The organism is Paenibacillus taichungensis (assembly GCF_050994985.1).
Classification (GTDB): Bacteria; Bacillota; Bacilli; order Paenibacillales; family Paenibacillaceae; genus Paenibacillus; species Paenibacillus taichungensis.
Map to the genome: position 1 here is coordinate 2,080,901 of NZ_CP194720.1, position 26,458 is coordinate 2,107,358.

The 26,458-nt window shown below is 45.9% G+C and carries 21 protein-coding genes; 20 read left to right on the forward strand and 1 reads right to left on the reverse strand.

The genetic code is table 11. The features are described 5' to 3' along the window. The first annotated feature begins 130 nt into the window (after positions 1–130). The 19 genes from ACR1R9_RS09635 to ACR1R9_RS09725 all read left to right on the forward strand — a co-directional run bounded on the left by ACR1R9_RS09635 (position 131) and on the right by ACR1R9_RS09725 (position 21,864). Positions 131–844, forward strand: a complete 714-nt coding sequence (locus tag ACR1R9_RS09635) for a glycerophosphodiester phosphodiesterase (RefSeq protein WP_433921221.1) — start codon at positions 131–133, stop codon at positions 842–844. Between the two features lie 18 nt (positions 845–862). Beyond that, entirely contained in the window at positions 863–1,696 is an 834-nt protein-coding gene (locus tag ACR1R9_RS09640; protein WP_326067701.1) for an HAD-IIA family hydrolase, read from the forward strand. 38 nt (positions 1,697–1,734) lie between these two features. After that, positions 1,735–2,571 carry a metallophosphoesterase family protein gene (locus tag ACR1R9_RS09645; RefSeq protein ID WP_433921220.1) on the forward strand — a complete coding sequence of 279 codons (837 nt, stop codon included), beginning with the start codon at positions 1,735–1,737 and terminating at the stop codon, positions 2,569–2,571. Between the two features lie 24 nt (positions 2,572–2,595). Continuing rightward, on the forward strand, positions 2,596–3,684 hold the full coding sequence (locus ACR1R9_RS09650) for an ABC transporter ATP-binding protein (protein WP_433921219.1): 1,089 nt from the start codon (positions 2,596–2,598) through the stop codon (positions 3,682–3,684). Further along, positions 3,681–4,553, forward strand: coding sequence for a carbohydrate ABC transporter permease (locus ACR1R9_RS09655; protein WP_076289313.1), 873 nt, complete (start codon positions 3,681–3,683; stop codon positions 4,551–4,553). Before ACR1R9_RS09650 ends, ACR1R9_RS09655 begins: the two co-directional genes overlap by 4 nt. Positions 4,554–4,572: 19 nt before the next feature. After that, positions 4,573–5,397 (forward strand): carbohydrate ABC transporter permease, encoded by an 825-nt coding sequence (locus tag ACR1R9_RS09660; RefSeq protein WP_175382234.1) that lies wholly within the window; start codon positions 4,573–4,575, stop codon positions 5,395–5,397. Between the two features lie 24 nt (positions 5,398–5,421). After that, positions 5,422–6,732, forward strand: coding sequence for an ABC transporter substrate-binding protein (locus ACR1R9_RS09665; RefSeq protein ID WP_433921218.1), 1,311 nt, complete (start codon positions 5,422–5,424; stop codon positions 6,730–6,732). 227 nt (positions 6,733–6,959) lie between these two features. Then, complete coding sequence (locus tag ACR1R9_RS09670; protein ID WP_433921217.1) at positions 6,960–7,478, forward strand: hypothetical protein; 519 nt, start codon at positions 6,960–6,962, stop codon at positions 7,476–7,478. Between the two features lie 179 nt (positions 7,479–7,657). After that, positions 7,658–8,398, forward strand: coding sequence for a type I methionyl aminopeptidase (gene map, locus ACR1R9_RS09675; protein WP_433921216.1), 741 nt, complete (start codon positions 7,658–7,660; stop codon positions 8,396–8,398). Positions 8,399–8,565: 167 nt separating this feature from the next. Continuing rightward, positions 8,566–9,792 carry a phosphoenolpyruvate hydrolase family protein gene (locus ACR1R9_RS09680; RefSeq protein WP_433921215.1) on the forward strand — a complete coding sequence of 409 codons (1,227 nt, stop codon included), beginning with the start codon at positions 8,566–8,568 and terminating at the stop codon, positions 9,790–9,792. A 121-nt stretch (positions 9,793–9,913) separates the two neighbouring features. Beyond that, positions 9,914–11,128: a Tm-1-like ATP-binding domain-containing protein gene (locus tag ACR1R9_RS09685; protein ID WP_076289318.1), complete on the forward strand. Its 1,215-nt coding sequence runs from the start codon at positions 9,914–9,916 to the stop codon at positions 11,126–11,128. A gap of 26 nt (positions 11,129–11,154) precedes the next feature. Next, positions 11,155–11,985 carry a phosphoenolpyruvate hydrolase family protein gene (locus ACR1R9_RS09690; protein WP_175382229.1) on the forward strand — a complete coding sequence of 277 codons (831 nt, stop codon included), beginning with the start codon at positions 11,155–11,157 and terminating at the stop codon, positions 11,983–11,985. A gap of 165 nt (positions 11,986–12,150) precedes the next feature. Further along, positions 12,151–13,974 (forward strand): cache domain-containing sensor histidine kinase, encoded by a 1,824-nt coding sequence (locus tag ACR1R9_RS09695; protein ID WP_175382228.1) that lies wholly within the window; start codon positions 12,151–12,153, stop codon positions 13,972–13,974. Beyond that, positions 13,952–14,719: a response regulator transcription factor gene (locus tag ACR1R9_RS09700; protein WP_076289321.1), complete on the forward strand. Its 768-nt coding sequence runs from the start codon at positions 13,952–13,954 to the stop codon at positions 14,717–14,719. The genes ACR1R9_RS09695 and ACR1R9_RS09700 overlap by 23 nt, the downstream gene beginning before the upstream one ends. Before the next feature lie 93 nt (positions 14,720–14,812). Beyond that, positions 14,813–16,120 carry an ABC transporter substrate-binding protein gene (locus ACR1R9_RS09705; protein WP_099855987.1) on the forward strand — a complete coding sequence of 436 codons (1,308 nt, stop codon included), beginning with the start codon at positions 14,813–14,815 and terminating at the stop codon, positions 16,118–16,120. Between the two features lie 113 nt (positions 16,121–16,233). Further along, entirely contained in the window at positions 16,234–17,118 is an 885-nt protein-coding gene (locus ACR1R9_RS09710; RefSeq protein WP_076289323.1) for a carbohydrate ABC transporter permease, read from the forward strand. Positions 17,119–17,133: 15 nt separating this feature from the next. After that, positions 17,134–17,961 carry a carbohydrate ABC transporter permease gene (locus ACR1R9_RS09715; protein ID WP_064637560.1) on the forward strand — a complete coding sequence of 276 codons (828 nt, stop codon included), beginning with the start codon at positions 17,134–17,136 and terminating at the stop codon, positions 17,959–17,961. Positions 17,962–17,980: 19 nt separating this feature from the next. Next, entirely contained in the window at positions 17,981–20,239 is a 2,259-nt protein-coding gene (locus ACR1R9_RS09720) for an FAD-dependent oxidoreductase (protein WP_433921214.1), read from the forward strand. A gap of 395 nt (positions 20,240–20,634) precedes the next feature. Then, positions 20,635–21,864: a multidrug effflux MFS transporter gene (locus ACR1R9_RS09725; RefSeq protein WP_433921213.1), complete on the forward strand. Its 1,230-nt coding sequence runs from the start codon at positions 20,635–20,637 to the stop codon at positions 21,862–21,864. 117 nt (positions 21,865–21,981) lie between these two features. Here the strand turns inward: ACR1R9_RS09725 and ACR1R9_RS09730 are convergent, their stop codons facing one another. Then, complete coding sequence (locus ACR1R9_RS09730) at positions 21,982–22,878, reverse strand: AraC family transcriptional regulator (protein ID WP_076289327.1); 897 nt, start codon at positions 22,876–22,878, stop codon at positions 21,982–21,984. 127 nt (positions 22,879–23,005) lie between these two features. On the opposite strand from ACR1R9_RS09730, the gene ACR1R9_RS09735 reads away from it, so the two are divergent. Beyond that, positions 23,006–26,401: a DUF5107 domain-containing protein gene (locus ACR1R9_RS09735; RefSeq protein ID WP_433921212.1), complete on the forward strand. Its 3,396-nt coding sequence runs from the start codon at positions 23,006–23,008 to the stop codon at positions 26,399–26,401. The last annotated feature ends 57 nt before the right edge of the window (positions 26,402–26,458 follow it).

Genomic DNA, 26,458 nt, shown 5'->3' on the forward strand with positions numbered 1-26,458 from the left:
TTATCCTTGGGTGGAGACGACGAGAAAACCCGGTGGTAAGTAAATCAATACAACCTTGATGTTGAAGGAGGGTGATTTGCTGCTGGGTTTTTTGTGTTGTCCAAAAATATATAACAGGAGGTAACAGAACATGATCATTCAAGCAGTTGCGCATCGCGGTTATCCAAGTAAGTATCCTGAAAATACGATGTCTTCCTTTTTAAAGGCGGTAGAGCTTGGATTCACACATCTCGAACTAGATGTTCATCTCAGCAAGGATGGAATTCCAGTGGTGATTCATGACCATACGCTTGACCGCATGACAAATGGAACAGGCAGAGTGGCTGATTATACTGCTTCGGAGCTGCAATCTTTAGAAATCAGGCAAGGTGAACATATTCCAACCCTTGAAGAGGTACTGCGTGCTTTGAAGGGTAAGATTCAACTTAACATTGAGCTCAAGCAGATGGGAAGCTATTACCCTCATCTGGAGGAAAGGGTACTTGAAGTTATCGAGGAATTGAGCATGCTGGATCAGGTGGTAATTACGTCTTTTGATTTCGATGCCCTGGAGATGATCAGGGAACGATCTGGCGATGTACGCATTGGCCTCATTACTTTCGGCTGTTCGAAAGCTATTCTGGACTGGTCATTAGAAATGGGTGCGACGTTCTTGTCCATACATCATGCTTTTGTGACCGAGCATTACATTCATCAATGCAAAGAATTAGGAATCCAATTGATGGCGTGGACAGTCAACGAGACTTCCATCATGAAAAAATTTCAGGAGTATCCGTCCGTATGGGTCTGCACTGACGAACTGGAAAGCTTCATAGATGTATTGGAGTTGTCCAGCTCACTGTGAGCGGGCAGGAGTAATGTCATGGAAGATGTATATGCTTACGATGCTTATTGCTTTGATCTAGACGGGACCATCTATATTGGCCAGATGAGACTCCCTGGCGTGAATAGCTTTATAAACAACTTGCGTTCACGAGGCAAGCGCCTGTTGTTCCTTACCAATACTCCCGTTCATACCAAGGAAGATTGCTACCAACGGCTGTTGAGTTTGGGCATTTCGTGCCAGCCTGATGAAATTCTGACTGCAGGTTACCTTTCTGGGATGTATTTTGCAGAGCATGCGCCGGACGCCAAGGTGCTAGTTGTAGGTGAGGTGGCTTTACGGAGGGAACTTCGGGCACTTGGGATAGCCATTACCGAGGATCCATATCAATCAACACATGTATTAGTCGGAATGGATCGGAAATTTAACTATGATAAGCTCCATCTGGCGGCAAAAGCAGTGCGCCACGGAGCGGCTCTGCTCGCAACTAATCCGGACAGCTGTTGTCCCGTTCAAGGGGATATCATTCCGGATACCGGAGCCATTCTAAGTTCGATTGAGGCGGCCAGCCAGCAGAAAGCATCGGTCGTGATTGGCAAGCCTTCCCGCTATTATGCAGAGAAGGCGCTTCAGCTATTGGACGTGGATCGCAGCAGATGCCTCATGATAGGTGACAGGCTCGAAACAGATATTTTATTTGGACAGCAAAATGGAATGAAGACTGCGCTCGTGCTTACGGGGATCTCTTCAAGAGAGGATATCGGAAAGACAGATATCGTTCCGGATTATATATGGCCTTCATTCAGCGAATTCATCATGGAGCAGCAGGCCCATCCAAAGCCTTCAAATGTGTTGCAGGTGGAGAAGGCTTGAACCGCTAGGTATCCAAAATAAAGATGGAGGTGGCGTTTATGCGTCTGGCATTACTTGGTGATCTTCATTATTCATGCATGAGTCACGGGACGGAAGAAATGAGGGCTGCAAGATTCCGGGCATACGAGCATATGCTCAAGGCTTTTCTGAAGGAGGATGCGGACTATCATATCTCAATTGGTGATTTAACGCATGAAGGGACAGCTGAGGAACTTCGATCCATTTTCTCCATGCTTACAAAAAGTGAACGGAAATTCATTCATGTGCTGGGTAATCATGATACGTATTCACTGCCAAAGCATGAAATTTACACGCTATCAGGACAGGAGCGCTACCGGGCTATTGATACACCTCACGTCAGGCTGATTTTTCTGGATACTACCCAGGAAATGAATCGAGAGGATTGGGGGGGAGAGCTGGACGAAGAGCAGCTGACATGGATTAAAGGCCAACTTGCCAATTCACATGAAAAGCAAGTGCTCGTCTTCGGGCATCATCCGGTATTCGATACAACTGCGCGCTCAACACTAGATAAGCTTTACATCCGTCCGCAGAATGAACTGAGGGGTATATTCAATAGTCGGCCAGGTGGAGGCATCTATTTTTGCGGGCATAACCACATGAACTCCATCGTTAAGCAAGAAGAATGGCATTATGTACAAACTGCAGCTTGTCTCGATGTACCAGCATACCGCGTTATTGAAGTTCATGAGGGCGAAGTAGTCGTTGCTCACCAACGAATGCTGGATGCTGATCTCATGAATGATATTCAGAGCTTTTATCATGATACGCCGGGCTTTGGACCTGTCGCTAATGCAGTGGGTGAAGAAAGCGACCTTATCTTATCCGTTCGAATAACATTGGCCGCACAATAATGTGAAGAAAAAGGAGGGAATGTCGTGGCTCAAATTGTGTTAAAGCAGATCGAAAAAAGCTTCAAGCAGGATAAAGTCATCGAAGGTCTCGATCTGACCATTAAGGATGGTTCCTTTACTGTATTGGTCGGTCCGTCTGGCTGTGGAAAATCGACGACACTCCGGATGATCGCAGGACTTGAGAAAGAAACAGGCGGTGAAATTTGGATTGGGGACCATCGTGTCAATGGAGTAGAGCCAGGCAAGCGTAATGTGGCGATGGTATTTCAAAACTATGCATTGTATCCAATGATGACAGTCAAGGAGAATATTGAATTCGGATTAGTAAATCGCAAGGTGCCTCGGCCCGAACGTGAGCGTCTTATAAAGGAGATCACTGAGGTCGTCGGCCTGGCAGAGTATTTGCATAAGAAGCCGCAGGCTCTGTCCGGAGGTCAACGTCAGCGGGTTGCCTTGGCTCGGGCCATGGTTAAAAGTCCCGCAGTCTTCCTGATGGACGAGCCATTGTCGAATCTGGATGCCAAGCTACGCCATCAGATGCGCACGGAACTGATTCAGCTTCACAAACGGCTGGGCGCAACCTTTGTTTTTGTAACTCATGATCAGGTTGAGGCCATGTCGATGGGAGATCGCATCGTCATCATGAATAAAGGGCGTATTCAACAAGCAGACAGTCCAATGAAAATCTACAATGATCCGGATAATGTTTTCACAGCGCAGTTTATCGGTACACCGCCGATGAATGTGATAGATCGTGAACGTATCCTGCCTTTGTTGAATGGACAGCTTCATGATGATATTGGCCATATTGGCTTTCGACCAGAGAAAGCAACGATGACGCTTGAGAACAGACCGCAGACCGGGCATATTCAGTTCTCGGCTCATATCATGACACGCGAGACACTGGGAGCAGAGATCATCTATCAACTGGATTCCGCGCTTGGACTTATCGCCGTGAAGAGCTTCTTGAAACCGTTGGAGTCAGCCTTTGAGGTAAACATCAACGTGTCTATGCAGGACCTGTACTATTTTGATCGGAAGGGTGAACGTGCTCGTCAGCATGAGCTGGCCGAAGCGGGAGAGCTGATTGTCCTGGGAGGAGGATATTCATGACCGTCTGGTCCAAGCTCCGTCCCTATGTGTTGGTGGCACCCTCCATCACAATATTCTCTATTTTTTTCCTTTATCCGATCTTCTATATGATCTTCTTAAGCTTTTACAACTGGGATTTTATTAATCCGGTCAAGGAGTTCGTGGGCTTCAACAACTTTGTTGAATTATTTAAGGATAGTGCATTTCTTCAGGTGTTAAGCAATTCCTTGAACTATACGCTTCTTTCCGTATCCTTATCCATTGTGATCTCGCTTTTGCTTGCGATCTGGCTGAATCGGGAAGGGGCATGGTACGGGTTTGTTCAGGGGGCACTTTTCAGTCCGCATATTGTTTCACTTGTATCGGTATCCCTGGTGTGGATGTGGCTGATGGATCCCAAATTCGGTTTGCTTAACGGTTTGCTTGATATGGTTGGCTTGCCTAAGCTGGCATGGCTGAGTAGTCCAGACAGTTCATTGCTGTCGCTTGTGCTTGTATCGGTCTGGAAAGGCGTAGGCTATAACGCCCTCATCTTCATCGCAGGCCTCCAAAGCATTCCCAGGGATGTGTATGAAGCTTCAGCTCTGGACGAGGCCAATTGGTGGCGCAAATTCTACAAAATTACGCTTCCCATGCTTTCGCCGACACTATTTTTCTTAATAATCATCAATCTGATCAGTTCATTCCAGGTGTTTGAGACTATTGCCATTATGACCAACGGGGGTCCGATCAATTCAACCAATACGCTCGTCTTTTACATCTACGAGTATGGATTCCGCTACTTCAAGATCGGTTATGCATCGGCAGCAGGAGTTATACTGCTCGTTGTCGTTGGTCTGCTTACGCTAGTCTACTTCAAATTGCTGAGCCGCAAGGTTCACTACCAATAGAGAGGAGAAGGGGAATTTTATGGCAAGGAAGTCATTGCTGCGTACGTTCAATATTACTGCCACAATAGCATTGGTTGCGATTTTTGCTATCCCTTTTCTATGGATGATTTCAACATCTTTGAAGTCTTACCCGGAGACGGTGATTTTTCCACCCAAGTGGATTCCATCCAAGGTGATGTGGAGCAATTTTCAAGCGGCGTGGGAATCGGGGCCTTTTTTGAAATATCTAATGAACAGCGTTGTTGTATCGGTCAGCATACTCGTTCTTCAATTCACGACAATAATATTGGCAGCCTATGCTTTTGCAAGATACTCCTTCAAAGGAGACAAGCTATTATTCGGGATAACGATGGTGACCTTGATGATTCCTGGTCAGCTCATTTTCCTACCTGTGTATTTGTTGATGAGCAAGTGGGGACTCATTAACAATTTGCTGGCACTCATTTTGCCCTTCTCTTCCAGCGCCTTTGGCATATTCATGCTCAGGCAGTCCTTCAAGCAAGTACAGGAAGAGCTTATTGAAGCGGCGCGACTTGACCAGGCGCCGGAATGGAAGATCATTCTTAAGATTATGGTACCAATGGCGCGTCCTACGTTAGTAACATTTGCATTGTTCAGCTTCATTGCACACTGGAATGATTATTTCTGGCCGCTCGTGATGACAACCTCCGATGCAGCAAGAACGCTTCCGATCGGGATTTCTAAGCTGCGCGAGGTTGACGGAGGAGCTGCCTGGCATATTTTGATGGCTGGAAACATGATTTTGGTCGTTCCGATTCTTATTGTTTTCTTATTTGGACAACGTCAAATTATTAAAGCATTTGTCTATTCGGGTGTTAAATAATCAGATTAACAGGAGGGTTTATTCATGAAAAAATTTGGATCTGTTTTGTTAGCGGCAACGCTTGCTCTTACGATGACTGCTTGTGGTGCTTCTAATTCTGATGGTTCAACCGGAGCTGCTTCCGGGAGCAATTCCAATGATACGGCCAACAAACCAATAGAGATTACATATTGGTACTCTTGGGGAGACAAGATCGCTGAGAACAATGAGAACTTGGTAAAGATGTTTAATGAATCCCAAGATGAAGTGATCGTGAAGGCGGAATATCAAGGGACGTATGCAGATCAGCATTCTAAGGCACAAGCTGCTTTTGCAGCGGGCAATGCCCCCGAAGTATGGCAAAATGAAATTGCTTCAGTGGGTGTGTTTGCGGAATCAGGCATGACGCAGGAGTTGACTTCTTTTGTGGAGAAGGATCAGCTGGATATGGAAGATTTTATTCAAGGGCTCATGGGGAATTCCTATGTGAATGATAAACTGTATGCTCTTCCTTATTTACGCAGTACCCCGATCCTGTACTTTAATCGTACGATGCTGAAGGAGGCGGGCCTTGATCCTGCTGGACCTAAGAATTGGACAGAGTTTGAAGATTATGCACGCAAGCTAACGATTAAGGATCAGCGCTACGGCATCTCGATGCCTGTCGATATTTGGCTTTATGAAGCTTTTGTGAGACAGAGTGGAGGCACGATGATCAGCGAGGACGGAAAAAGTGCGGCATTCGATAATGAAACCGGCATTGAACCTGTGAAGCTGTGGCTTAAGATGAAGGATGAAGGCATTATGAGCATCGGTACGACCGATGATGCAGGTACGCAAGCCAAAACGGATTTCCACAATCAGCGTTCAGCGATGCTGTTCTCCTCAACTGCGGATCTGACCAATAATATGAAGGTTGCAGAAGAGCAAGGCTTTGAACTCGGAACGACATTTATGCCTGCAAATGATACGTATGGAGTGCCGACAGGCGGTGCCAATTTGGTTATGACTTCTGGCCTGTCGCCCGAAAAACAGGAAGCGGCGTGGAAGTTTATCAAGTGGATGACCTCCAAAGAACAAACGATTTATGCAAGCTCCTTCACGGGCTATTTGCCTAGCCGAATCAGTGCAGTGGAGAGCGATGAAATGAAGAAGCTTTATGAGGAAAAGCCGCTGTTCAAGGTGGCGGTAGACCAACTGGAATATGCGGGTCCACGTCCAATGCAGAAGGTTTATCCAGAGATTGGAGAGATGATCAAGAATGAGATTCTGCGTGCGGTTGTGGATTCTTCCGTTTCAGCAGAGGACGCTGTAGCTGAAGCGGCGAAGAAGGCCAATGCCTTGCTGAATAAGTAGAGTTATAATTTAAAGAGACCAAGGAGCTAAGCGGCATATGTCCTGCTTAGCTCTTTGCGTTTTGTTGGTGGTAGGCTCCGTGAGATATGTAGTTATATTTCCATTGGGATCATTTAAATTGATGAATTGACCTATAGCGAATACCGCACGTATGTCTCATTCGCACAGGCAAGTAGTCCACTTCTCGCGTAAACTGAAGTAGATTCAGTAGAGCGAGGTGAAAATCCATGGCTAAAACCAACGAAATACGCCTAAAGGCAAAGCGGTATAAGGCCCGTCCCGTCTGCGTGACTCTTCATAATGGTGAAACGTACATCGGTTACATTTCTGACGTGAATAACGGAGGCGTGGTGCTTACCGGGGGAGGAAAAATATCGCGCACGGCGACCACAGGGGACAGTTCCCAGCGTACCAATAGAAAGGTCGCTTCACGCAGCAAAAACGGTCGTTCTCCGAATCGGAAACGGGTACATGGTACACGCAAGCCGTCTACCCGCTCGCGCGCAGTGTCACGTGCGCAGGTTTCGTCCTTTCTACCGATGATGGGTTCGCTGTTTGGCGGGCTTGGTGGTGCGGCTTCGGCTGGAGGTATACTTGGCGGCGGCATGCGGCTGTTTGGCATGATCCAGCAATTCATGCCTGTCATGAAAATGGGCTACGGCATGATCAAATCTATCCATCCATTTATGGGTGCCGTCAAAGGTCTGATGGCTCCGCCTAGTCAGGCCGAAGAAGAAGAGGTATAATGCGATATTCAGCCCCTTTGAAGACGGAAGGGGCTTTTCTTTTTTAGTGTCAAGGTGTTATTGATAAATTGAGTTATAAAAAAAGTTGCGAAGCTTTGACCATTTGGATATGATTATCTAATTGGTTGTTTCAGCTTATACATTTAATTGATGATAAAAGATAGTGAGGTCAGAAAACAATGATTGCAAAAACAGAAGAAGACTTTAATGGTTTAAAGGAAATTGGCAGAATTGTTGCCTTTATTAGAGATGAATTGGTACAAAGAACAGTTCCTGGCATAACGACGAAGGAACTTGATGATATAGCTGGAGAGCTTTTTGAGAAAGAAGGCGCAGTCTCAGCTCCAAAAAGTGCATATAATTTCCCTGGCTATACTTGCATTAGTGTTAATGAAGAAGTGGCACATGGTATTCCGGGGCAACGGGTTATTCAAGAAGGAGATCTAGTCAATATAGATGTCTCTGGCTCGAAGAACGGCTATTTCGCTGATACAGGAATCTCGTTTGTAGTAGGCGAAGGAGAAGAAGTGTTAACGAAAATATGCGACGTTGCTAAACTAGCATTTGAAGCAGGTCTTAAGAAAGCAAAACCTGGTTCCAAAAAAAGCGGCATCGGAAAAGCGGTATTCTTAACTGCAAAACAGAATGGATTAACCGTTATTAAAAACCTTACAGGACATGGTGTTGGACGTAACATCCACGAAGCACCAGATCATATTTATAATTATAACGATACATCGGATGATGAGTTATTAAAAGAAGGCATGGTTATTGCATTCGAACCATTTATCTCAACTTTAGAAGAACAGGTGTATCAAAAAGAAGACGAATGGACCTTTGCTACAGAAAAAAGCTATGTGGCTCAAATCGAACATACGATCATCCTTACTAAAAATGGTCCGATCATTGTCACACAATAATATCAAGACCATTGTCTAAGGTCGATTTCCCAAGTGGGAAATCGGCTTTTTTTTGATGCCCCTTAACAAAACGGTTCGAGGAAGGAGGGAATGAGCTATATGGAATGATGTACAATAATAATATTGAGGAACAAAAACTACAATTGTTAAATTGTGTTGAGGAGCGGATGAGTTTGAACAGAACAGTCATACTGGAGCGTCTTCAATCACAGCTGTGCGAGGGAAATCACATCATCGGTGTCTCGACAGGCACGGGGATTACAGCGAAGTATGCAGCTCAGAGTGGAGCGGATTTTATATTAATGCTGAACTCCGGCAAGTTTCGCCAGATGGGGAGGAGCTCTCTAGCCGGCTTTTTGCCGTTTTGCAACAGTAATGATATGGTGATGGATTTTGCATCAAGAGAAATAGTGCCGCTGGTGAGGCATTCTCCCGTACTCTTTGGACTGAATGCGAATGATCCAACCATAGAAATGGCTGATTATATAGAGGTAATCAAGAGGAGAGGTTTTTCGGGAGTCAACAACTATCCTACAGTTGGCCTGATCGACGGATTGTTCAGAGAGGCTCTGGAGGAAGACGGGATTAGTTATGACATCGAGGTTGAGGCCATACGCCTGGCCCATCGACAGGATTTGTTTACGGTGGCGTTCGTATTTGATGAGCTTCAGGCGGCCCAGATGATTGAAGCGGGAGCAGATGTAATCTGTGCTCATCTCGGTCTGACCGAAGGCGGGTTATTGGGTGCACGGAAGGTTGTATCCTTGGAGGCCGCCAAATCAAAGGCACTGCGTATTTTTGATACCTGCAATCAGCTTAAGCCGGATTTGATCAAGATGATTTATGGCGGTCCGGTAAAGACGCCGGTCGATGTCCAGTACATGTATAGCGACAACACAGATATTATGGGGTATATTGGCGGGTCTGCTTTTGAACGAATTCCTTCCGAGAAGTCGATTACGGCGATTACTCGCGATTTTAAACGCCTAGGTAAACTGGATGAGGACGATTTTATGGTCAAAATGCTGAAAGGCATTACCCAGCATTATGATTACGTTGAGTTTGTCAAAGAGTATGTGGCGCAAAACTATAGTAGTGAAATTGTTTTTTCGGATCTGGCCAAAGTTGCTCATGTTTCCCGCAGCTATTTGAGCAGTTTGTTTAAAAGGGAGGTTGGCTGCAGCTTTCAGACCTATCTGGTGAGCTTCCGCATCAATAAAGCCGTCACGCTTCTTCATGCGCCGCAGCTTCAATTATCCGAAGTGGCTGGGATGGTTGGGTATCCCAATTACGCACAATTTAGCAAAATGTTTAAAAAGCTCAAAGGCTGCTCTCCCAAAAAGTACAGATCTAACCTAAACACAAAAACACAGAACATAAAAGCGTTTTCATAAATAAACAGGACCAGTATGATGAAGTTATAGCGATCGTACTGGTTTTTCTGTTAGCGAAAAAATCAGCATGCTACCTGCGATCGAGCTTGGTTTCTAAAGAGTCATACGAGGAGGCCGTGGAATGAAGACCGTCGCAATCATTGGAACATTTGATACGAAGGGCGATGAATACCTTTACATTAAAAGCATTGCAGAGGAGCTTGGGTTGGGGACATTGATGATTCATACAGGTGTATTCGAATCTTCCTTTGTTCCGGATGTGTCCAATCAGGAAGTCGCCCACGCCGCAGGCATGGCCATAGAAGAACTTGCGGCAAAGAAGGATCGGGCTTTGGCTACAGAGGTTTTGTCCATAGGATTGAAGAAGCTGGTGCCACAGTTGTACAAACAAGGTAAATTTGACGGAATCATTTCCTTTGGTGGCACTGGTGGGACCTCACTGGTCACACCTGCCATGAGAGCTCTGCCGATTGGAGTCCCTAAGGTGATGGTATCAACCGTTGCTTCTGGAAACACAGCTCCATACGTAGGCACGAGTGATATTGTCATGATTCCGTCGGTGGTGGATGTAGCCGGATTGAACTCCATTTCTACGAAAATATTTACAAATGCATTATTTGCGATTGCGGGCATGCTCAAGTTTGAGCATAAGCACAAACCGGATAAGAAGCCGCTGGTTGCAGCTACGATGTTTGGAGTGACAACACCATGTGTGACAGCGGCAAGAAAATATTTGGAGGAGCGGGGCTACGAGGTGCTTGTGTTCCACGCCACGGGCATCGGAGGGCAGTCGATGGAGGCGTTGATTGAAGCAGGCTTTATTGAAGGGGTATTGGACTTGACGACGACGGAGTGGGCGGATGAAATCATCGGCGGTGTCTTAAATGCGGGGCCGAATCGCTTAGAGGCTGCAGGCCAAAATCGCATTCCGCAGGTAGTCTCAGTGGGCGCTTTAGATATGTGCAATTTTGGGCCGAGCGATACTGTGCCGGAGAAATTCAAGGATCATAAGTTTTATCAGCATAATCCGACGGTAACCCTGATGAGAACCACAGTGGAAGAGAATGAGCAGATCGGCAGGAAGCTTGCGGAGAAGCTGAACATGGCAAAGGAACGCACCGTGCTAATGCTACCGCTTAGAGGCGTATCCGCAATTGATGTGGAGGGGGAGCCTTTCTACGGACCGGAGGAGGACCGGATGTTGTTTAATACCCTGCGCCAGCATATCGATCGCACAATTGTTGAAGTGATTGAAATGGATTGTGCCATCAACGATCCAGCCTTTGCAGAGGCCGCATCACAAAAGCTGATCGCTCTCATGACATCAAATTCCTAACCAATCCAATAAGGAGGATATACGAAATGAATAAGCTGAACAGATCAGAAATTATGGACAAATTTAGGGGAGAGGTAAAGCAGGGTAAAATTCTACTAGGTGTCGGGGCAGGCACAGGGATTACGGCCAAGAGCAGTGAAGCGGGCGGAGCAGATATGTTAATCGTATACAATTCCGGTCGGTACAGAATGGCGGGCCGCGGCTCGCTGGCGGGCTTGCTCTCCTATGGAGATGCCAATCAAATCGTCGTTGAGATGGGAGCCGAGGTGCTGCCCGTCGTCAAACATACGCCTGTTCTGGCAGGGGTGTGCGGCACCGATCCTTTCCGAATAATGGAGGTTTACCTGAAGCAGTTGAAGGAGCAGGGCTTCAGCGGAGTTCAAAACTTCCCAACCGTTGGTTTGATTGATGGGGTGTTCAGACAAAACCTGGAGGAAACCGGTATGGGGTACGACCTGGAGGTTGAAATGATCCGTATCGCCCATGAATTGGATTTGCTGACTACGCCGTATGTTTTTGATCCTGCTCAGGCAAAAGCTATGGCGGAGGCGGGGGCTGACATTTTGGTTGCGCACATGGGGTTGACGACCAAGGGCTCCATTGGTGCAAAAACAGCACTGACCCTGGACGACTGTGTACAACGAATTGAGGCTATTATTGAAGCAGGGCGGGCTGTGAACCCAGAGATCATGATTATTTGCCACGGTGGACCCATTGCAGAGCCGGAGGATGCGGCCTATGTCATTGAGAGAACGAAGGGCATCGATGGATTCTTCGGCGCATCCAGCATCGAGCGCTTTGCGGCAGAGAAAGGCATTACACAGCAGACGGAGTCCTTCAAGTCAATTCGGACATAGTATTCAACCTAACGACAGTCAATTATTTGGCTGTCGTTTTTTTATCCATAGGGGAAGAGGAGACTCTCAACTCCTCATATGAGCGCTTACAATTTACTGTTGCGATCAGCCTTAATGTTCAGTAAATTGGGAGGTATACACCGATGGGAGGGCTGAGCAATAATCATGTTGACCAGATGGCTGCGACGAATAACGCCAGGCACGTTTAAACACCGAATACTATTTTCGTTTCTGTTATTCCTCCTGACGCCTATAGCCATATTAGTTCTCTACAACTTCCGAGAAACGGAAGTTATGCTCCAGCGGGATGCTTCTGACATTAACGTCAAGCAACTCGAAGGCATCAAAGCCGATCTTATTGATTTGATGAGTCTTGTGATGAAGACTGGGATGCTGTTGGATCAGGATTCTGTCCTCCGCGAAGTGATGCAGAAGCCGGAATTATATGATGCCATCCATCGAAAGCGAATTGTGGAAAATAAATTCGCTAGTATTGAAAACAGCTTTTTCCTTACGGGAGCTACCGTATTCTACACATTGATCGATTTAAAAGGAAACGCTTACACTTCCTATACGCCAGAGAATTCTCTGAATTATGCCCACATCAGTTCCGAGCCCTGGGTACAGGAACTGAAGAGGACTGAGGGACAACGGTACGTATGGAAATCCAATGATTTGACGACCGGCGTTCGTGAGAGAAAAGGAAATCGGATGCTGAGCCTTTACGAAGTGCTGCGTGACGACGGACTAAAACCATTTGCTTATGGACGTTTTAGTATCGATTATGAAGCATGGTTTCAGGAAAAAACAGAGGAAAATACATTCGGCAGCGATAGGGAAGGAGCCTATTTTCTAATGGATGGATATGGGAATATTATGCTTCAATCCAAGTCGGGAGACAATGTACCCTCTACCGTGTCATCTGCCATTACAGCAGCAAGTCAGAGTCAGGGACAGGATACCTCCTCCCAATCCATTGTGAACAATCATATGATGTATACCTATAGCAAAATTCAAGAGCTTGACGGTTATCTTGTGAAAAAGATACCCCTGTCCTTGTTATTTGAAGAAGTGAACAAACAGAAGCTAAGGTTCTATACCGTATATGGGGCCATCCTGCTGCTGTTTGTGCTGCTGACTTACTTCATTTCTTCAACCGTTACCGGTCCTTTAAAGCATCTTCAACGAAAGATGGAGACAACCGTAAAATTGAATTTGAAGACAAAGCTGCCGGAACAAGGAAGAGGTGAATTGCTGGCGCTAACCCGAAGCTTCAATTTCATGATCGCAGACATCAATAATCTGTTGGAACAGTTAAAGCTTGAGGAGCGGCAAAAGCAGTTTGTCCGATTTCAGGTGTTACTTGGTCAGATGAATCCTCATTTTTTGCTGAATACGCTGAATACAATCAAGAGCATTGCACTGGATAAGGATGATGATGAGATTTATGAGATTTGTGTATCGCTAGGAAAAATATTAGAAACTACGCTGAATTTGGAGGTTGATCTTATTCTTCTGAAGGAGGAGATTGTGCTAATCGAATCCTACATGGATATCCAACGGAAACGATTTGGACATGGCATCGAGCTCCACTATGAAGTTTCCAGGGATCTGGAGTATGCACTGATTCCGAAATTTTGTCTGCAGCCGCTGGTAGAAAATTCGTTGATTCACGGGTTTGGACAATCACAGCTTGAGGGGCGGATCGACATTCGTGCATCAATCCACCATTCGCTGCTTATTTTGGAGGTTGCGGACAATGGTATAGGAATCAAAAAATCCCAGGCGAATCAGTCCTACCGGAAAAGAAAAAGCATTGGCGTACAGAACCTTCGCGAGAGCTTGGAGCTTATGTTTAAGAACCAGCCAACAGGACTTCGGATAGAGTCGACGGAGGAAGGAACGCAGGTCATCATGCATTTCCCATTATTGTTATCCAAACCATATTTGAAGGAGGGGAGCACCATTGTGGCGCACATTGATCGTTGAAGATGAACAGTACGCAAGAGCAAGCTTGCGCAAATTGTTTACAAAGGCGAATATCCCGTTTGAAATTATCGGTGAGGCGGTAAATGGCGAGGAAGGTTTGCAGTTGATTCGGGAACTGCAGCCCGATGTTGTCATTTCCGACATTTTCATGCCGTTAATGGATGGCATCCGTTTACTCCAGCTCACGAGAAAGGAAGGACATGAATGCCGATTCGTTATGTTGACGGCAGTAAGTGAATTCGAGTATGCCAGACAAGCATTGGAATACGGGGCTTCAGGTTATTTGATGAAACTTTCTCTGGATTTGAAGGAACTGAAGCAAACCATGGACAAAGTAGCCGGAGAGCTGACGAGAATGGATAAGCTTCGCCTGGCAGATAAATGGTTCCCAGACAAGACTGCCCTAGAACCAACAGATCATCCAGAGCTGAACCGAATGATTACCTACATTGAGGAGCATTTCGCCGAGGATGTGACATTAAAGAGATTGGCTGAATATGTTCGCATGGATGCCAGTTATGTCAGTGACTTATTTAAGAAAAAGATGGGGATCACGATGACGCATTTTATTCAGAACCGCCGCGTTCAAGCAGCGAAAATGCTGCTGACAGAGACGGAGAAAACGGTGAGTGAAATAGGCAGGTTGGTAGGCTTTGAGAACGACAATTATTTCATTAAAATATTCAAGCGGTGGTGCGGGTTGACCCCGAACGAATACCGAAAAGAACAAAAAATCGTTCTATGAATATCCAAACACCGTTCATACCCCCAATGTCAGGCTGGTGATAAAGTTAAAGACGTAGTAAGCAGCTTATCAACTTGATAAGGGGGACTGTAAATGAAATATAGAAATTGGTTAAAGGTTGCTTTGATTACGACTTTGACAGCTTCGATGCTCAGCGCATGCGGAGGGGCTAACAACGAGGGAGCGAGTGCAGGATCGGCGAATCAAAATGCTGGTGAGACCATTAACCTCACGCTTTGGGGAGCTGTTCCTGCTGAGGCTGGACCTCAAGAAGTGATTGACAGCTGGAACAAAGAAAATCCTGACATTCAGGTCGAGTACTTCCGTTATGTAAATGATGACCCCGGCAACCTGAAGCTGGATACGGCGCTCATGACGGGTCAGGACGCAGACTTGTTCGTCAACTACACGATTAACCGGTTACAGAAACGTGTTGATGCAGGAGTCGCTTTGGATCTGAGCAGCAGAACAGATTACAACATCGACGAGCAAATGGGGGTAGACGCCGCTCAATGGAAAATCGGGGATAAGTATTATGGTATTCCGACAAAGAAAAACATGTTATTCATCTGGCTTAACAAAAGCATGCTGGATGAAGCCGGTCTTCCGATTCCTCCCGTTGATTGGACGTGGGATGACTTGAGAGAATATTCGAAAGCGCTAACAAAATCGAATGTGTACGGTCTTATGCAGCATGATGCTGCCTTTACCGCTGCAATTGACGGTACCATTGCGGGCCTTGGCGTAACCACGCCGGAAGGCACATCTAACTTCAATAATGATCTTTGGAAAAAACAGCTTCAAATCGTGCATGACATGATGTTTGTGGACAAATCGACACCCGAATATGGAGAACAAGTAACAAGCAAGATGCCAGTAGACACAATGTTCCTCAAAGGGGAGGCAGCTATGTTAGCGGCAGGAGAATTTATTTTCCGCAACGCCAATAACCTGAAGGAATTTCCTCATGACTTCAAAATCGCATTCGCTACAATTCCGAAAGTATCTGCCGATCAAAAGGATTATAAATATGCTGGCGGTTTAGGTGATATGCTCTCGGTTAATGCAAAATCCAAGCATCAGGATGCGGCATGGAAATTCGCAAAGTGGTATGCGGACGGCGGAATGTTGCCAATGGCAAGTGGAGGACGCCTTCCATCCTCGAAGAGCGTTGATAACAAGCAGGCAATGGACCTGCTGCTCAAGGGTGTTGAAGACAAATACGATACAGAGTCGATGAATAGCGTTGTGTTCGGAGAGTTCCCATCATTCCAGCTAAATGTACCGCAGCAAGCGCTGGATGCCCGCAAGGAAGAATACGAGAAATACTTCCTGAATGAGCAGGATATCGATACAACGCTTAAGAATATGGCCAAACGCCATCAGGAATATATCAAATAATCAAATAATCGAATATTGACAATATCCCTAAGAGAGAAGAAGGATTCTTCGCTTCCGTCTTCTCTCTTTGCTGTATTTAAAAGTTCCATACGAGAAGAAAGGCGGCGTTTTCTGTGAAAAGGAACAGCTGGATTCGGAAACAAGGCTGGGTTGGCTACGTATTTATTTTGCCTAATATGCTCGGTATCCTCGCATTTTTTATACTGCCAGCCTTGTACTCCTTCTTTATGATGTTCACGGACTATCAATTCGCCAATCCGAATTGGACGTTCACCGGATTAGATAATATCAAACGCCTTTTTGGTGATGATCAGTTCTATGCTTCAATCAAATACACGATCATATTCCTGATGTCCGTTCCGGTCTCATTGGCAATTGCATTTCTCGTTGCTCTTGTGCTTAACCGGAGCGTGTATTTGAAAGGATTGCTTAGAGGTATGTTCTTCCTGCCATATATCTCTAGCGGTGTTGCTGTTGCTTTTGTATGGATGCTGCTGTTCCAGCCGTCCCAGGGGCCGATTAATGAAGTGCTTCGCTTTATCGGCATTGTATCGCCTCCGGGCTGGTTCGCTGATTCGAGTTCGGCAATGTATGCCATTGACGTCGTGCAAATATGGTTTATGTTAGGCTACAACATGATTATCTATCTGGCAGCCCTGCAGGAGATTTCGACTGAGCAACTTGAAGCGGCACGTATTGACGGTGCAGGGAAAGCAACTATTACATGGAGGATTGTATGGCCGCTTGTTAGTCCAACGACATTTATGCTATTGATTACGGGGCTGATTATGACGGTCAAATCCTTCTCTCTCATCCAAGCGATTACGGGCGGCGGCCCAAGCGGAAGCACCACGATTCTGTCGTTGTTCGTCTACAAAACGGCATTTAGCTATTATGAGATGGGCTATGCATCAACCATTTCCTGGTTCCTGTTTGCGGTTATTCTTGTCATTACCATCATCCAATGGGTCGGCCAAAAACGCTGGGTCCATTACTAGAGAGGAGCTGACCCAATGTTTAGAACAACGAAGACACGCTCGGTTAAGCTTTCTGTAACGATCCTTATGTTAATTGCAGGGTTGTTTATGATTGTTCCTTTTTTATGGATGCTCAGTACTTCCTTCCAGACCCCGAGTGAAGTATTCCGCCAATGGCTTCCTTCGAAGCTGGACTGGACCAGCCATAAGCGAATCTGGACGGGAAACTATAATTTTCTCCCTTATTATTTGAACTCAATTAAGATTGCCGTGATTGGTACAGCTGGTGCCGTTTTTTTGTCGGCCTTTGCTGCTTATGGCTTCGCCCGTACGGAATTTAAAGGACGTAATACCCTCTTCATCGTGTATCTATCCATGATGATGATACCTCCACAAGTCGTTTTTGTTCCGAAGTTTATCCTGTTTAACTGGCTTCATATATATAACACACATTGGGCATTAATTCTGCCAGCCATGTTCTCGATATTTGGTGTATTTATGCTCCGTCAATTCTTTCTCAGTATACCGAACGAGATTACAGAATCTGCATTACTCGATGGTGCGGGTCATTTTCGAATTTTCTTCAAGCTGGTGTTACCGTTAGCTAAACCAGCGCTTGCAACGTTTGCGATTATCGATTTTTCCTGGCAGTGGAATGATTATGAGAATGCTCTGGTTTTCCTGCAGAGTCCAAAGCTTTATACGATTCCGCTTGGTCTACAAAATTTCGTTTTGGAAAACAACGTTGATTATAACGGAATGATGGCAGCTTCTTCGGCAGCGATTATCCCTATGATTTTAATCTTTCTGCTTGGTCAGAAATATATTATTCAAGGTGTATCCAGTTCAGCTGTAAAAGGCTAATTCAAAGGAGGTTTATATCATGAGACGCGAAAAACTATTATTCGATGTTACGGTCATTGGCGGAGGACTTTCCGGGATTTGTGCCGCTATTGCAGCGGCAAGATTAGGTCAAAAGGTTGCACTCGTGCATAATCGTCCTGTACTTGGCGGCAATTCCAGCTCCGAGGTACGTGTATGGGTGTGCGGTGCAACGGGGCATGGCGTGAATCGTTATGCACGGGAGACTGGCATTATGGGGGAATTGTTCATTCAGAATCAACAACGGAATCCGGAAGGTAACCCCTATTTGTGGGACGTTACTTTGCTGGAGGCAGTAAGAGCCGAGCCTAATCTCACTTTGTTTATGAATACAGATGTTAGAGAAGTAGAAGCAGACGGTGAGAAGGATGCAAGGATAATTCGTAGCGTGAAAGGCTGGATGATGGGCTCCGAGCGTGAGATTACGTTTGAAAGTGAGATGTTCCTTGACTGTACTGGTGACGGACTCGTCGGATTTCTCGCTGGAGCAGCATACCGGATTGGCCGTGAAGCCCGTCATGAGTTCGGGGAAGAATGGGCACCGGAAGTTGCTGATGATATTACGCTTGGCAGCACACTGCTGTTCTATACGAAAGATACCGGGAAACCGGTACGGTATGTAGCCCCATCGTTTGCTAAAGACATTACGACAACTCCAATTCCGCTAAAGCGTGTGATACGCAGTGGAGATTCCGGCTGTCACTACTGGTGGATTGAATGGGGCGGAGAGCTGGATACGGTACATGAGAATGAGCAGATTCGGGATGAGTTATGGTCTGTTATTTATGGCGTCTGGGATTATATTAAGAACTCCGGCAAGTTTCAGGCCGAGGAGATGACGCTGGAATGGGTAGGCTCGATTCCAGGCAAACGCGAATACCGCCGCTTCCTTGGTGATACGATCCTGACGCAAAATGATGTTATCTCTCAGCGTCCATTTGAAGACCGCGTCGCCTTTGGCGGTTGGTCCATCGACCTGCATCCCCCACAAGGGATGTATGCAAGCGAGAGCGGCTCCAAGCATCTGCATGCAGATGGCATTTATCATATTCCGTTTGGGTGCCTGTACTCCCGAAATGTCAGCAATTTGCTGTTTGCGGGACGTAATATCAGTGCATCGCATGTTGCATTCGGAACAACCCGCGTCATGGCAACTTGTGCGGTAATGGGAGAAGCAGCAGGTGCAGGCGCTGCCTTGTCGGTAATCAAAGGCATCACGCCTCGTGAACTGCGAGAGCAGCATTTGACCGAATTGCAACAAACGATGTTGCGGACCGATGCCTCAATTATAGGACTGAGAAATATGGATTCTGCTGACCTTGCGAGAAGGGGAACCATCACGGCTTCAAGCACGATGAGTCGAATTTTGATCAACGAACCTTCCGAGGAGTACCGGTTGGTCGCTGACGTTGGATGGCTGTTCCCGACCGAGGGTGGAATTGAAGGATTTACTCTGTTGGTCTCTGCCCGGGAAGCGACAAGTCTGACTATAGAACTATGGGATACAGGTCGCCATGAGAATTATGTACCGGCAAACTTCAAGCAAGCTGTGGACATCCAAGTCGATGTAGGTGAAAAACAATGGTTGGATGTGCCTGCAGACAGTGCAATGTTTGGAGGCGATCCTTGTAATGTATTTGTCATTGTTCGTGCGAATGAAGCAGTCAGTCTCTACACATCAGTTGTCCCGATCAGCGGTGTCCTTGCGTTTGAGCGGGGAGTCAAGCCAATAGTCAGCTCTGATCTGGAGGATCATCAGCCGAATCAGCCCGTTATCGAATGGTCGATGAAGCGCCTTGTCCGAAAGCCATTCTGTTTTGCAGTTGAGACTGGCGCGTATTCACCTGATAAAGTCATCAACGGCTATGTCCGTCCGTTTGGCGGTCCACAGCTGTGGGTATCAGAACCCATCGCTAATGGCCGTGAAGAATGGGTTGAAGTCAACCTTCCAGAGCCAGTGGATATTCGGGAAATACACCTTACCTTTAATGACGATGTTAATGAGGATTTGATCAATTTGCATCATCACGAGACACCGTTTCTGATCATTCCGGAGTTGGTTAAGAGCTATGAGTTGCAGGCATATATTAATGAGGAATGGGAACGTTTTGCTGGTGATAGCCATAACCTTACTCGCAAAAAGATTCATCGTCTTGAGAATCCGATACAATCAAAACGGATTAGGGTCATCATCAAGGAAACGCACGGTGGCGATCGGGCAGAAATGTACGAAATTCGACTATATGAATCTTATAGATGACGGCCCTGCGGGGATCTACTAAGAGTTAGCTCATCTTAAGGGATATCCTGCACATAAAATAATAACCTCCTACCTAAAGCAAAACTGTAATTTGCTCTAGTAGGGGGTCTTATTATTGTTTTTAAGCGAATTTAAGTTTCCAACATGAAGCGAATAAGAGAATCCAGAGGTTAAGCCCAAACTCTTTTTTAAGATAAATGATTTGACTTACAGTTAACTCTATGTCTTATACTCCGAATAGGAAAGAAAAATAAGTGGCTTTTCTGGAGTAGGGCAGTTACAATTTGTTGGGATCATAGATGTGGGGTGTGGACGGGGGATAGGTAATGCATAATGGATTGTAATGACGATTCAAATAAACTAAATTACGTAATGAATTGGAGATTTAATCAACAATGATAAAGAGTAAAAATTGGAATGTATTTGGCCTGGCATTGTTGCTGGGTTTATTTTCAACGTTAGGTCCATTTACGATTGATATGTACTTACCGGCTTTTCCTGAGATTGCAAAGAATTTCAATACAAGTGCATCACTTGTTCAGTTTAGTCTTACTGCTTGTTTATTAGGTCTAGGTGTGGGGCAGCTCGTTATGGGTCCTTTGAGTGATGCTCACGGTAGACGTAAACCGTTGTTAATCTCCATGGCAGCCTATATTATTTGTTCCTTGGCGTGCGCTTTTGCTCCTAATATCGGACTATTGATTTTGTTTCGTTTCACTCAAGGATTTGCGGCTTCAGCAGGAATTGTCATTTCTCGTGCGATAGCTAGGGACCTTTATAGCGGACATGAACTCACTAAATTTTTCTCTTTGCTGTTGCTTGTAGGGAATTTGGGGCCATTGGCAGCACCGATCGCTGGAAGTGGCATTCTTTCATTCACGACATGGATTGGTGTCTTTATTTCACTCTCATTTTTGGGCATTTTCTTATTAATAATGACCAAATGGGGTTTGAAGGAGTCCAACCCGCCTGAACGACGCATGGCTCCCAACTTCAAACAACAGTTAGGCAATTACAGAACGCTACTACGTGACCGCAAGTTTGTTGGCTATATGCTTGCACAGGGAATCATGACGGCTGGGGTATTTGCATATGTAGCAGGAACACCATTTATATACCAAAATATTTATGGAGTTACACCAACTGTATTTGCTATATTGTTTGCTTCGAACGGGATCAGCCTGATCATTGGTTCCCAAATTGTGGGTCGGTTAGCACAACGTATACCTGAGCAGACTCTTCTATTATCTGGACTGTGGCTTGCTTTAGCGGCAAGTGTTGCAGCCTTGGTGGTAACCTTAGTTCATGGCCCGCTGTTCGCATTGGTCATTCCATTGTTCTTCTTTGTTTGCTCCATCGGTATTACGTCTACTGCGGCATTTCCACTTGCGATGGAGAGCCAAGCCAAGATGGCTGGAAGTGCAGCAGCACTGCTCGGCGTGGTTCCTTTTCTTTTGGGCGCCCTGGTTGCTCCTCTGGTTGGTATCGCAGGTGAAGACACTGCCGTCCCACTTGGACTCACTTTATTATTGACCAGTCTCGTTGCGATTCTTACGTACTTCCTACTCGTTAAAAAAATATCGCATCACACACCTCAACATGCTCAGTCTGATTCTAACTTTTAATTGAGAATATGAGGGATTGATTCTATTAGATATAGAAAACCGTTGAACTTTAATTTAAAGAATCAACGGTTTTTTATATTGTGGTAATGGAAAGACGGCAAAGAAACTTTTGAAAGTCTAGCCTTTCGGGATCTTCCGGTAGCTGGAAGGGGAGAATCCCGAAATCTTCTTAAAGAGTCGGGAGAAATAATAGGGATCGCTGATGCCCACTGTAGAGCTGACTTCCTTGATGCTCATTTCGGTAAGATCCAGAAGATGACCTGCCCGCTGAATTTTGAGCCGTAGGAAATATTCAATTGGAGCGACTCCCGTTTCAGAATTAAACAGAAAGATCAGATGCTGTTTCGACACCCCGACATGATTAGCCAACTCCGTAAGAGAAATAGAGCCACTCATATGAGCATTCATGTATTGAATCGCCTGTTCCAGATAAGTTTCACGTTTCTTCTCTTGTGCCGATTTGACGGCATTTAAACCAATTCCGGAGAGCAACTGTCTTGTAGTTTGGGCCACATGTACATGGGTAGTCAGGGCATATGTCCGCTCGGCCAGCATTTCATAGGTGGGTGCGAACCATTCCATTAAACGGGCTTTGCCGCTTGGGGATAAAGCGAGTGATGCGTTAGACAAACCAAACATCTTCACCAATTTATTCGCATGGCTGCCTTTGAAATGAAACCAGAAGATACTCCATGGATTTTCCTGCATTGCCCCGTAACGATGTGCAGTTTCGGGGGGGATTATTATCATATCTCCTTGTTGCATGAGTATTCGTTCTCCATGATTCAACTCAACCCATCCTTCTCCCGCTTCGCAAAAGATGAAAATATGCGAGGGGCTGCCTTCCAGGCGCTCCCTGAAATGATATTGAGCGTTAGAGAAATAGCCGATGTCCGTAATAAATAAGGTAGAGGTTAGTTCTTCTTGTTCCAGTTCTTTCATCCAGTATTCTGGAAGTACATATAGCTTCTCCTCTAGAAATCCTTCACGCTTGCGTATGTGGTCAGGACTCATTCCAGTTACCCCCGTAATTCATAATCCGAATAAGAATATAATCCATCACTTCCCGCATTTCGTCAATTGGAACCTTCCTTGACAGAATATACAGTATAACTATCAAGACAAGGGAGGCAGTTCTAACATGAAGCATGAGGCTATGGATCACAAGCTGAAGGCGGATTCAACCAGATCCAGTCAGGTACAAGTGTGGGAGACAAACGTGTTGATACCTACATATGAGGCGGGTGAAGCTGACCCAAATCCTATGTTTCTGGAGAAAAGAATCTATCAGGGAAGCACCGGCCGTGTGTATCCGCATCCAGTGATCGAGAGTATCTCGGATGTGAAGCATGATAAAAATTACAAATTGGTTATTCTGGAGAATCAGTATATCCGTATTGAGATCATGCCGGAAATCGGCGGTAGAATCTATCGTGCGCTTGATAAAACGAACAATTATGATTTTGTCTATTATAACCGCGTCATTAAGCCTGCACTGGTGGGCCTTGCTGGTCCTTGGATATCCGGAGGAATTGAATTTAATTGGCCACAGCATCACCGTCCTAATACATTTGGTCCGGTTGAATACAAATACGAAGCAACTGGTGATGGCAGTGCTACAGTCTGGGTTAGTGAGATTGACCGGATGTACGGTACAAAAGTCACTGCAGCCTTCAAACTCTATCCGGATAAGGCCTATGTGGAGATCCAAGCTCAATTATACAACCGGACACCTGAGCCGCAGACCTTTCTGTGGTGGGCAAATCCGGCCGTTGCGGTTAATGAATATACGCAATCCGTGTTTCCTCCAGACGTAACGGCTGTATTTGATCATGGCAAAAGGGATGTCTCGCGTTTTCCTATCGCTACTGGAATTTATTACAAACAGGATTACTCGGAAGGCGTTGATATTTCCCGGTATAAAAACATCCCGGTTCCGACTTCGTACATGGCTTATAAATCCGATTATAATTTCGTCGGCGCATACGATCACGGCGTAGAAGCCGGATTGCTGCATGTGGCGAATCATCATATTTCTCCCGGCAAGAAGCAATGGACGTGGGGGAATGGGGAGTTCGGTCAGGCGTGGGACCGTCAATTGACCGATGAAGATGGCCCGTACATTGAACTCATGACTGGAGTGTACACAGACAATCAGCCTGACTTCACTTGGCTACAACCCTACGAGGAGAAGACCTTTACCCAGTATTTCATGCCATACAAAAACATCGGTGTCGTAAAAAATGCCTCCATCGAAGCAGCCATCAATCTGGAAGTTGATGCTGAAGCCGGAGAGGCAGTGATCAAGGTATATGCAACATCTAAACTCGAACATGCCGTTGTGGAGTTGAGTGGGGCGGCAACCCGGTATTTGCAGGAAACGGTTGAATTGTCCCCTGTAGATGTATATCAGAAGGTTATTCCGCTGGAGAGTGGGGAGCAGGAGCATGATTTGAAGCTTTTGGTTCGAAATAGGGAAGGCAGAGTGCTGATTTCCTATCAACCGAAACGTCCGGATATTGAACAGATTCCTGAAGCTGCTAAACCACTGGCAGCACCAGAAGAACTGCGTTCGACCGAAGAACTGTATCTGGCAGGCCAGCATCTGGAGCAATATCGGCATGCTACGTTTGAGCCTGAAGCGTACTATCTGGAAGGATTGAAGCAGGATAACGGTGATATCCGGTTGAATGTAGCTTATGGAACTTTACTGCTTCGTCGTGGATTATATATAGACAGCGAACAGTATTTCCGCAAAGCGATTGAGCGGTTGACCTGGCGAAATCCGAACCCATATGACAGCGAGGCCTACTATCAGCTGGGAGTAGCACTTCGTGGTCAAGGCCGTTTGGAGGAGGCTTTTACTGCTTTTCACAAATCGGTATGGTCGGCAGCGTGGCAGGATGCAGGGTACTTCTCCCTTGCTCAGATTTCCAGCTTGAAAGGCCAGTACACTGAGGCTCTGGAGCATGTTGATCGTTCACTCATCCGCAATTCACGAAACTACAAAGCACGTAATCTGAAAGCCGCTTTGCTGCGCAAGCTTGGTCTGATTGATAATGCAAAGGCCTGTGCGTTTGAAACCCTTGAATTGGATGTTGCGGATTTTGGAGCTTATAATGAGTTGGCTTTGGCTCATACAGCTATGGGAGACAAGGATGCTGCACAAGGTATTCTGATTGAATTGCAGCAATTGATGAGAAATGACGCCCACAACTATCTGAATGTCATCGCAGACTATATGGACAGCGGTTTCTATGAAGAAGCCATTGGAGTAGGAAAAAGCATAGTGGACCTGGAGAATTCAGTCTACCCGATGCTGCATTATGCACTAGCTGAATTATATGAACGTACCGGACAACATGAACATGCTCAAGAAGCTCGCCGTAAGGGACAATTGGCCAACCCAACCTATTGTTTCCCGAACACCTTGTATGAACTTGAGCTGCTGGTAAGTGCAGTTCATGCTAATCCGAAGGACGACAAGGCTCATTACTATCTCGGAAACTTTTATTATGACAAAAAACGGCCTATCGAGGCGATTGCGAGCTGGGAGAAGTCCCGCGAACTGAGGGATGATTTTCCGACGGTACACCGAAACTTGGGGTTGGCCTATTATAATAAACACAACAATCCGCAAGCGGCCCTAGCTTCGCTTGAACAGGCCTTTGCTTGTGCACCGGATGATGGTCGTATTTTCTTTGAACTGGATCAGCTGCGTAAGAAACTCGCGTGGTCAACAGACAAACGCCTTCATATTCTTGAAGAGAGGCGAGATCTGGTTGAGAAGCGGGATGATCTGTATGTGGAATACGTAACCCTGTTAAACAATCTTGAATGTTATCAAGAGGCAATCGTTGCCTTGTCTCTGCGCAATTTCCATCCGTGGGAAGGTGGAGAGGGGAAAGTGACCGGGCAATATAAGTTGGCTCATACCGAGCTTGGTAAACAAGCGCTGCAAAACGGTCATTATGAAGCAGCAGCTCAGCATTTACAACAAGCATTAGTCTATCCGTTGAATCTGGGAGAAGGTAAGTTGGAAGGAACTCAGGAGAATAATATTTATTATTATCTCGGCATGGCCTACGAAGGTCTGCAGCGGGAATCAGAAGCCATCGCTAGTTACACCATAGCTTCACAGGGTCTAGCTGAGCCGACAAGTGCGTTGTTCTACAACGATCAGCCGCCAGAAATGATTTTTTACCAAGGGTTGGCCTGGTTGAAGCTCCGTAACGTGAAGGAAGCTAAGCGTCGTTTTAATAAACTGATCGATTATGCTGAAAAGCATATTTTTGACGATATTAAAATGGATTATTTTGCGGTATCCTTGCCAGATTTCCTGGTATTTGAGGATGATCTGAACCGGCGCAATGTAATCCATTGCCGGTACATGAGGGGGTTAGGACTTCTGGGGCTAGGCCGTGACAAAGAAGCCGGAACCGAACTTGAGTTGGCTCTGGAAATGGATCCTAATCATCAAGGGGCAATGGTTCATAGACGGTATTCCCGGCGACTGCGCGAAGGATGTCAACCTTAATGCTCCATCATCAAAGAGATGTAGAGATTTTGTCCATTGACTGTATTATAAAGAATA

Bases quoted from the DNA above. Each gene is read 5' to 3' on its own strand.
- ACR1R9_RS09635 (WP_433921221.1), top strand. From the start codon at position 131: ATGATCATTCAAGCAGTTGCGCATCGCGGTTATCCAAGTAAGTATCCT.
- ACR1R9_RS09640 (WP_326067701.1), top strand. From the start codon at position 863: ATGGAAGATGTATATGCTTACGATGCTTATTGCTTTGATCTAGACGGG.
- ACR1R9_RS09645 (WP_433921220.1), top strand. From the start codon at position 1,735: ATGCGTCTGGCATTACTTGGTGATCTTCATTATTCATGCATGAGTCAC.
- ACR1R9_RS09655 (WP_076289313.1), top strand. From the start codon at position 3,681: ATGACCGTCTGGTCCAAGCTCCGTCCCTATGTGTTGGTGGCACCCTCC.
- ACR1R9_RS09660 (WP_175382234.1), top strand. From the start codon at position 4,573: ATGGCAAGGAAGTCATTGCTGCGTACGTTCAATATTACTGCCACAATA.
- ACR1R9_RS09665 (WP_433921218.1), top strand. From the start codon at position 5,422: ATGAAAAAATTTGGATCTGTTTTGTTAGCGGCAACGCTTGCTCTTACG.
- ACR1R9_RS09670 (WP_433921217.1), top strand. From the start codon at position 6,960: ATGGCTAAAACCAACGAAATACGCCTAAAGGCAAAGCGGTATAAGGCC.
- map (WP_433921216.1), top strand. From the start codon at position 7,658: ATGATTGCAAAAACAGAAGAAGACTTTAATGGTTTAAAGGAAATTGGC.
- ACR1R9_RS09680 (WP_433921215.1), top strand. From the start codon at position 8,566: ATGAGTTTGAACAGAACAGTCATACTGGAGCGTCTTCAATCACAGCTG.
- ACR1R9_RS09685 (WP_076289318.1), top strand. From the start codon at position 9,914: ATGAAGACCGTCGCAATCATTGGAACATTTGATACGAAGGGCGATGAA.
- ACR1R9_RS09690 (WP_175382229.1), top strand. From the start codon at position 11,155: ATGAATAAGCTGAACAGATCAGAAATTATGGACAAATTTAGGGGAGAG.
- ACR1R9_RS09695 (WP_175382228.1), top strand. From the start codon at position 12,151: ATGTTGACCAGATGGCTGCGACGAATAACGCCAGGCACGTTTAAACAC.
- ACR1R9_RS09705 (WP_099855987.1), top strand. From the start codon at position 14,813: ATGAAATATAGAAATTGGTTAAAGGTTGCTTTGATTACGACTTTGACA.
- ACR1R9_RS09715 (WP_064637560.1), top strand. From the start codon at position 17,134: ATGTTTAGAACAACGAAGACACGCTCGGTTAAGCTTTCTGTAACGATC.
- ACR1R9_RS09720 (WP_433921214.1), top strand. From the start codon at position 17,981: ATGAGACGCGAAAAACTATTATTCGATGTTACGGTCATTGGCGGAGGA.
- ACR1R9_RS09725 (WP_433921213.1), top strand. From the start codon at position 20,635: ATGATAAAGAGTAAAAATTGGAATGTATTTGGCCTGGCATTGTTGCTG.
- ACR1R9_RS09730 (WP_076289327.1), bottom strand. From the start codon at position 22,878: ATGAGTCCTGACCACATACGCAAGCGTGAAGGATTTCTAGAGGAGAAG.
- ACR1R9_RS09735 (WP_433921212.1), top strand. From the start codon at position 23,006: ATGAAGCATGAGGCTATGGATCACAAGCTGAAGGCGGATTCAACCAGA.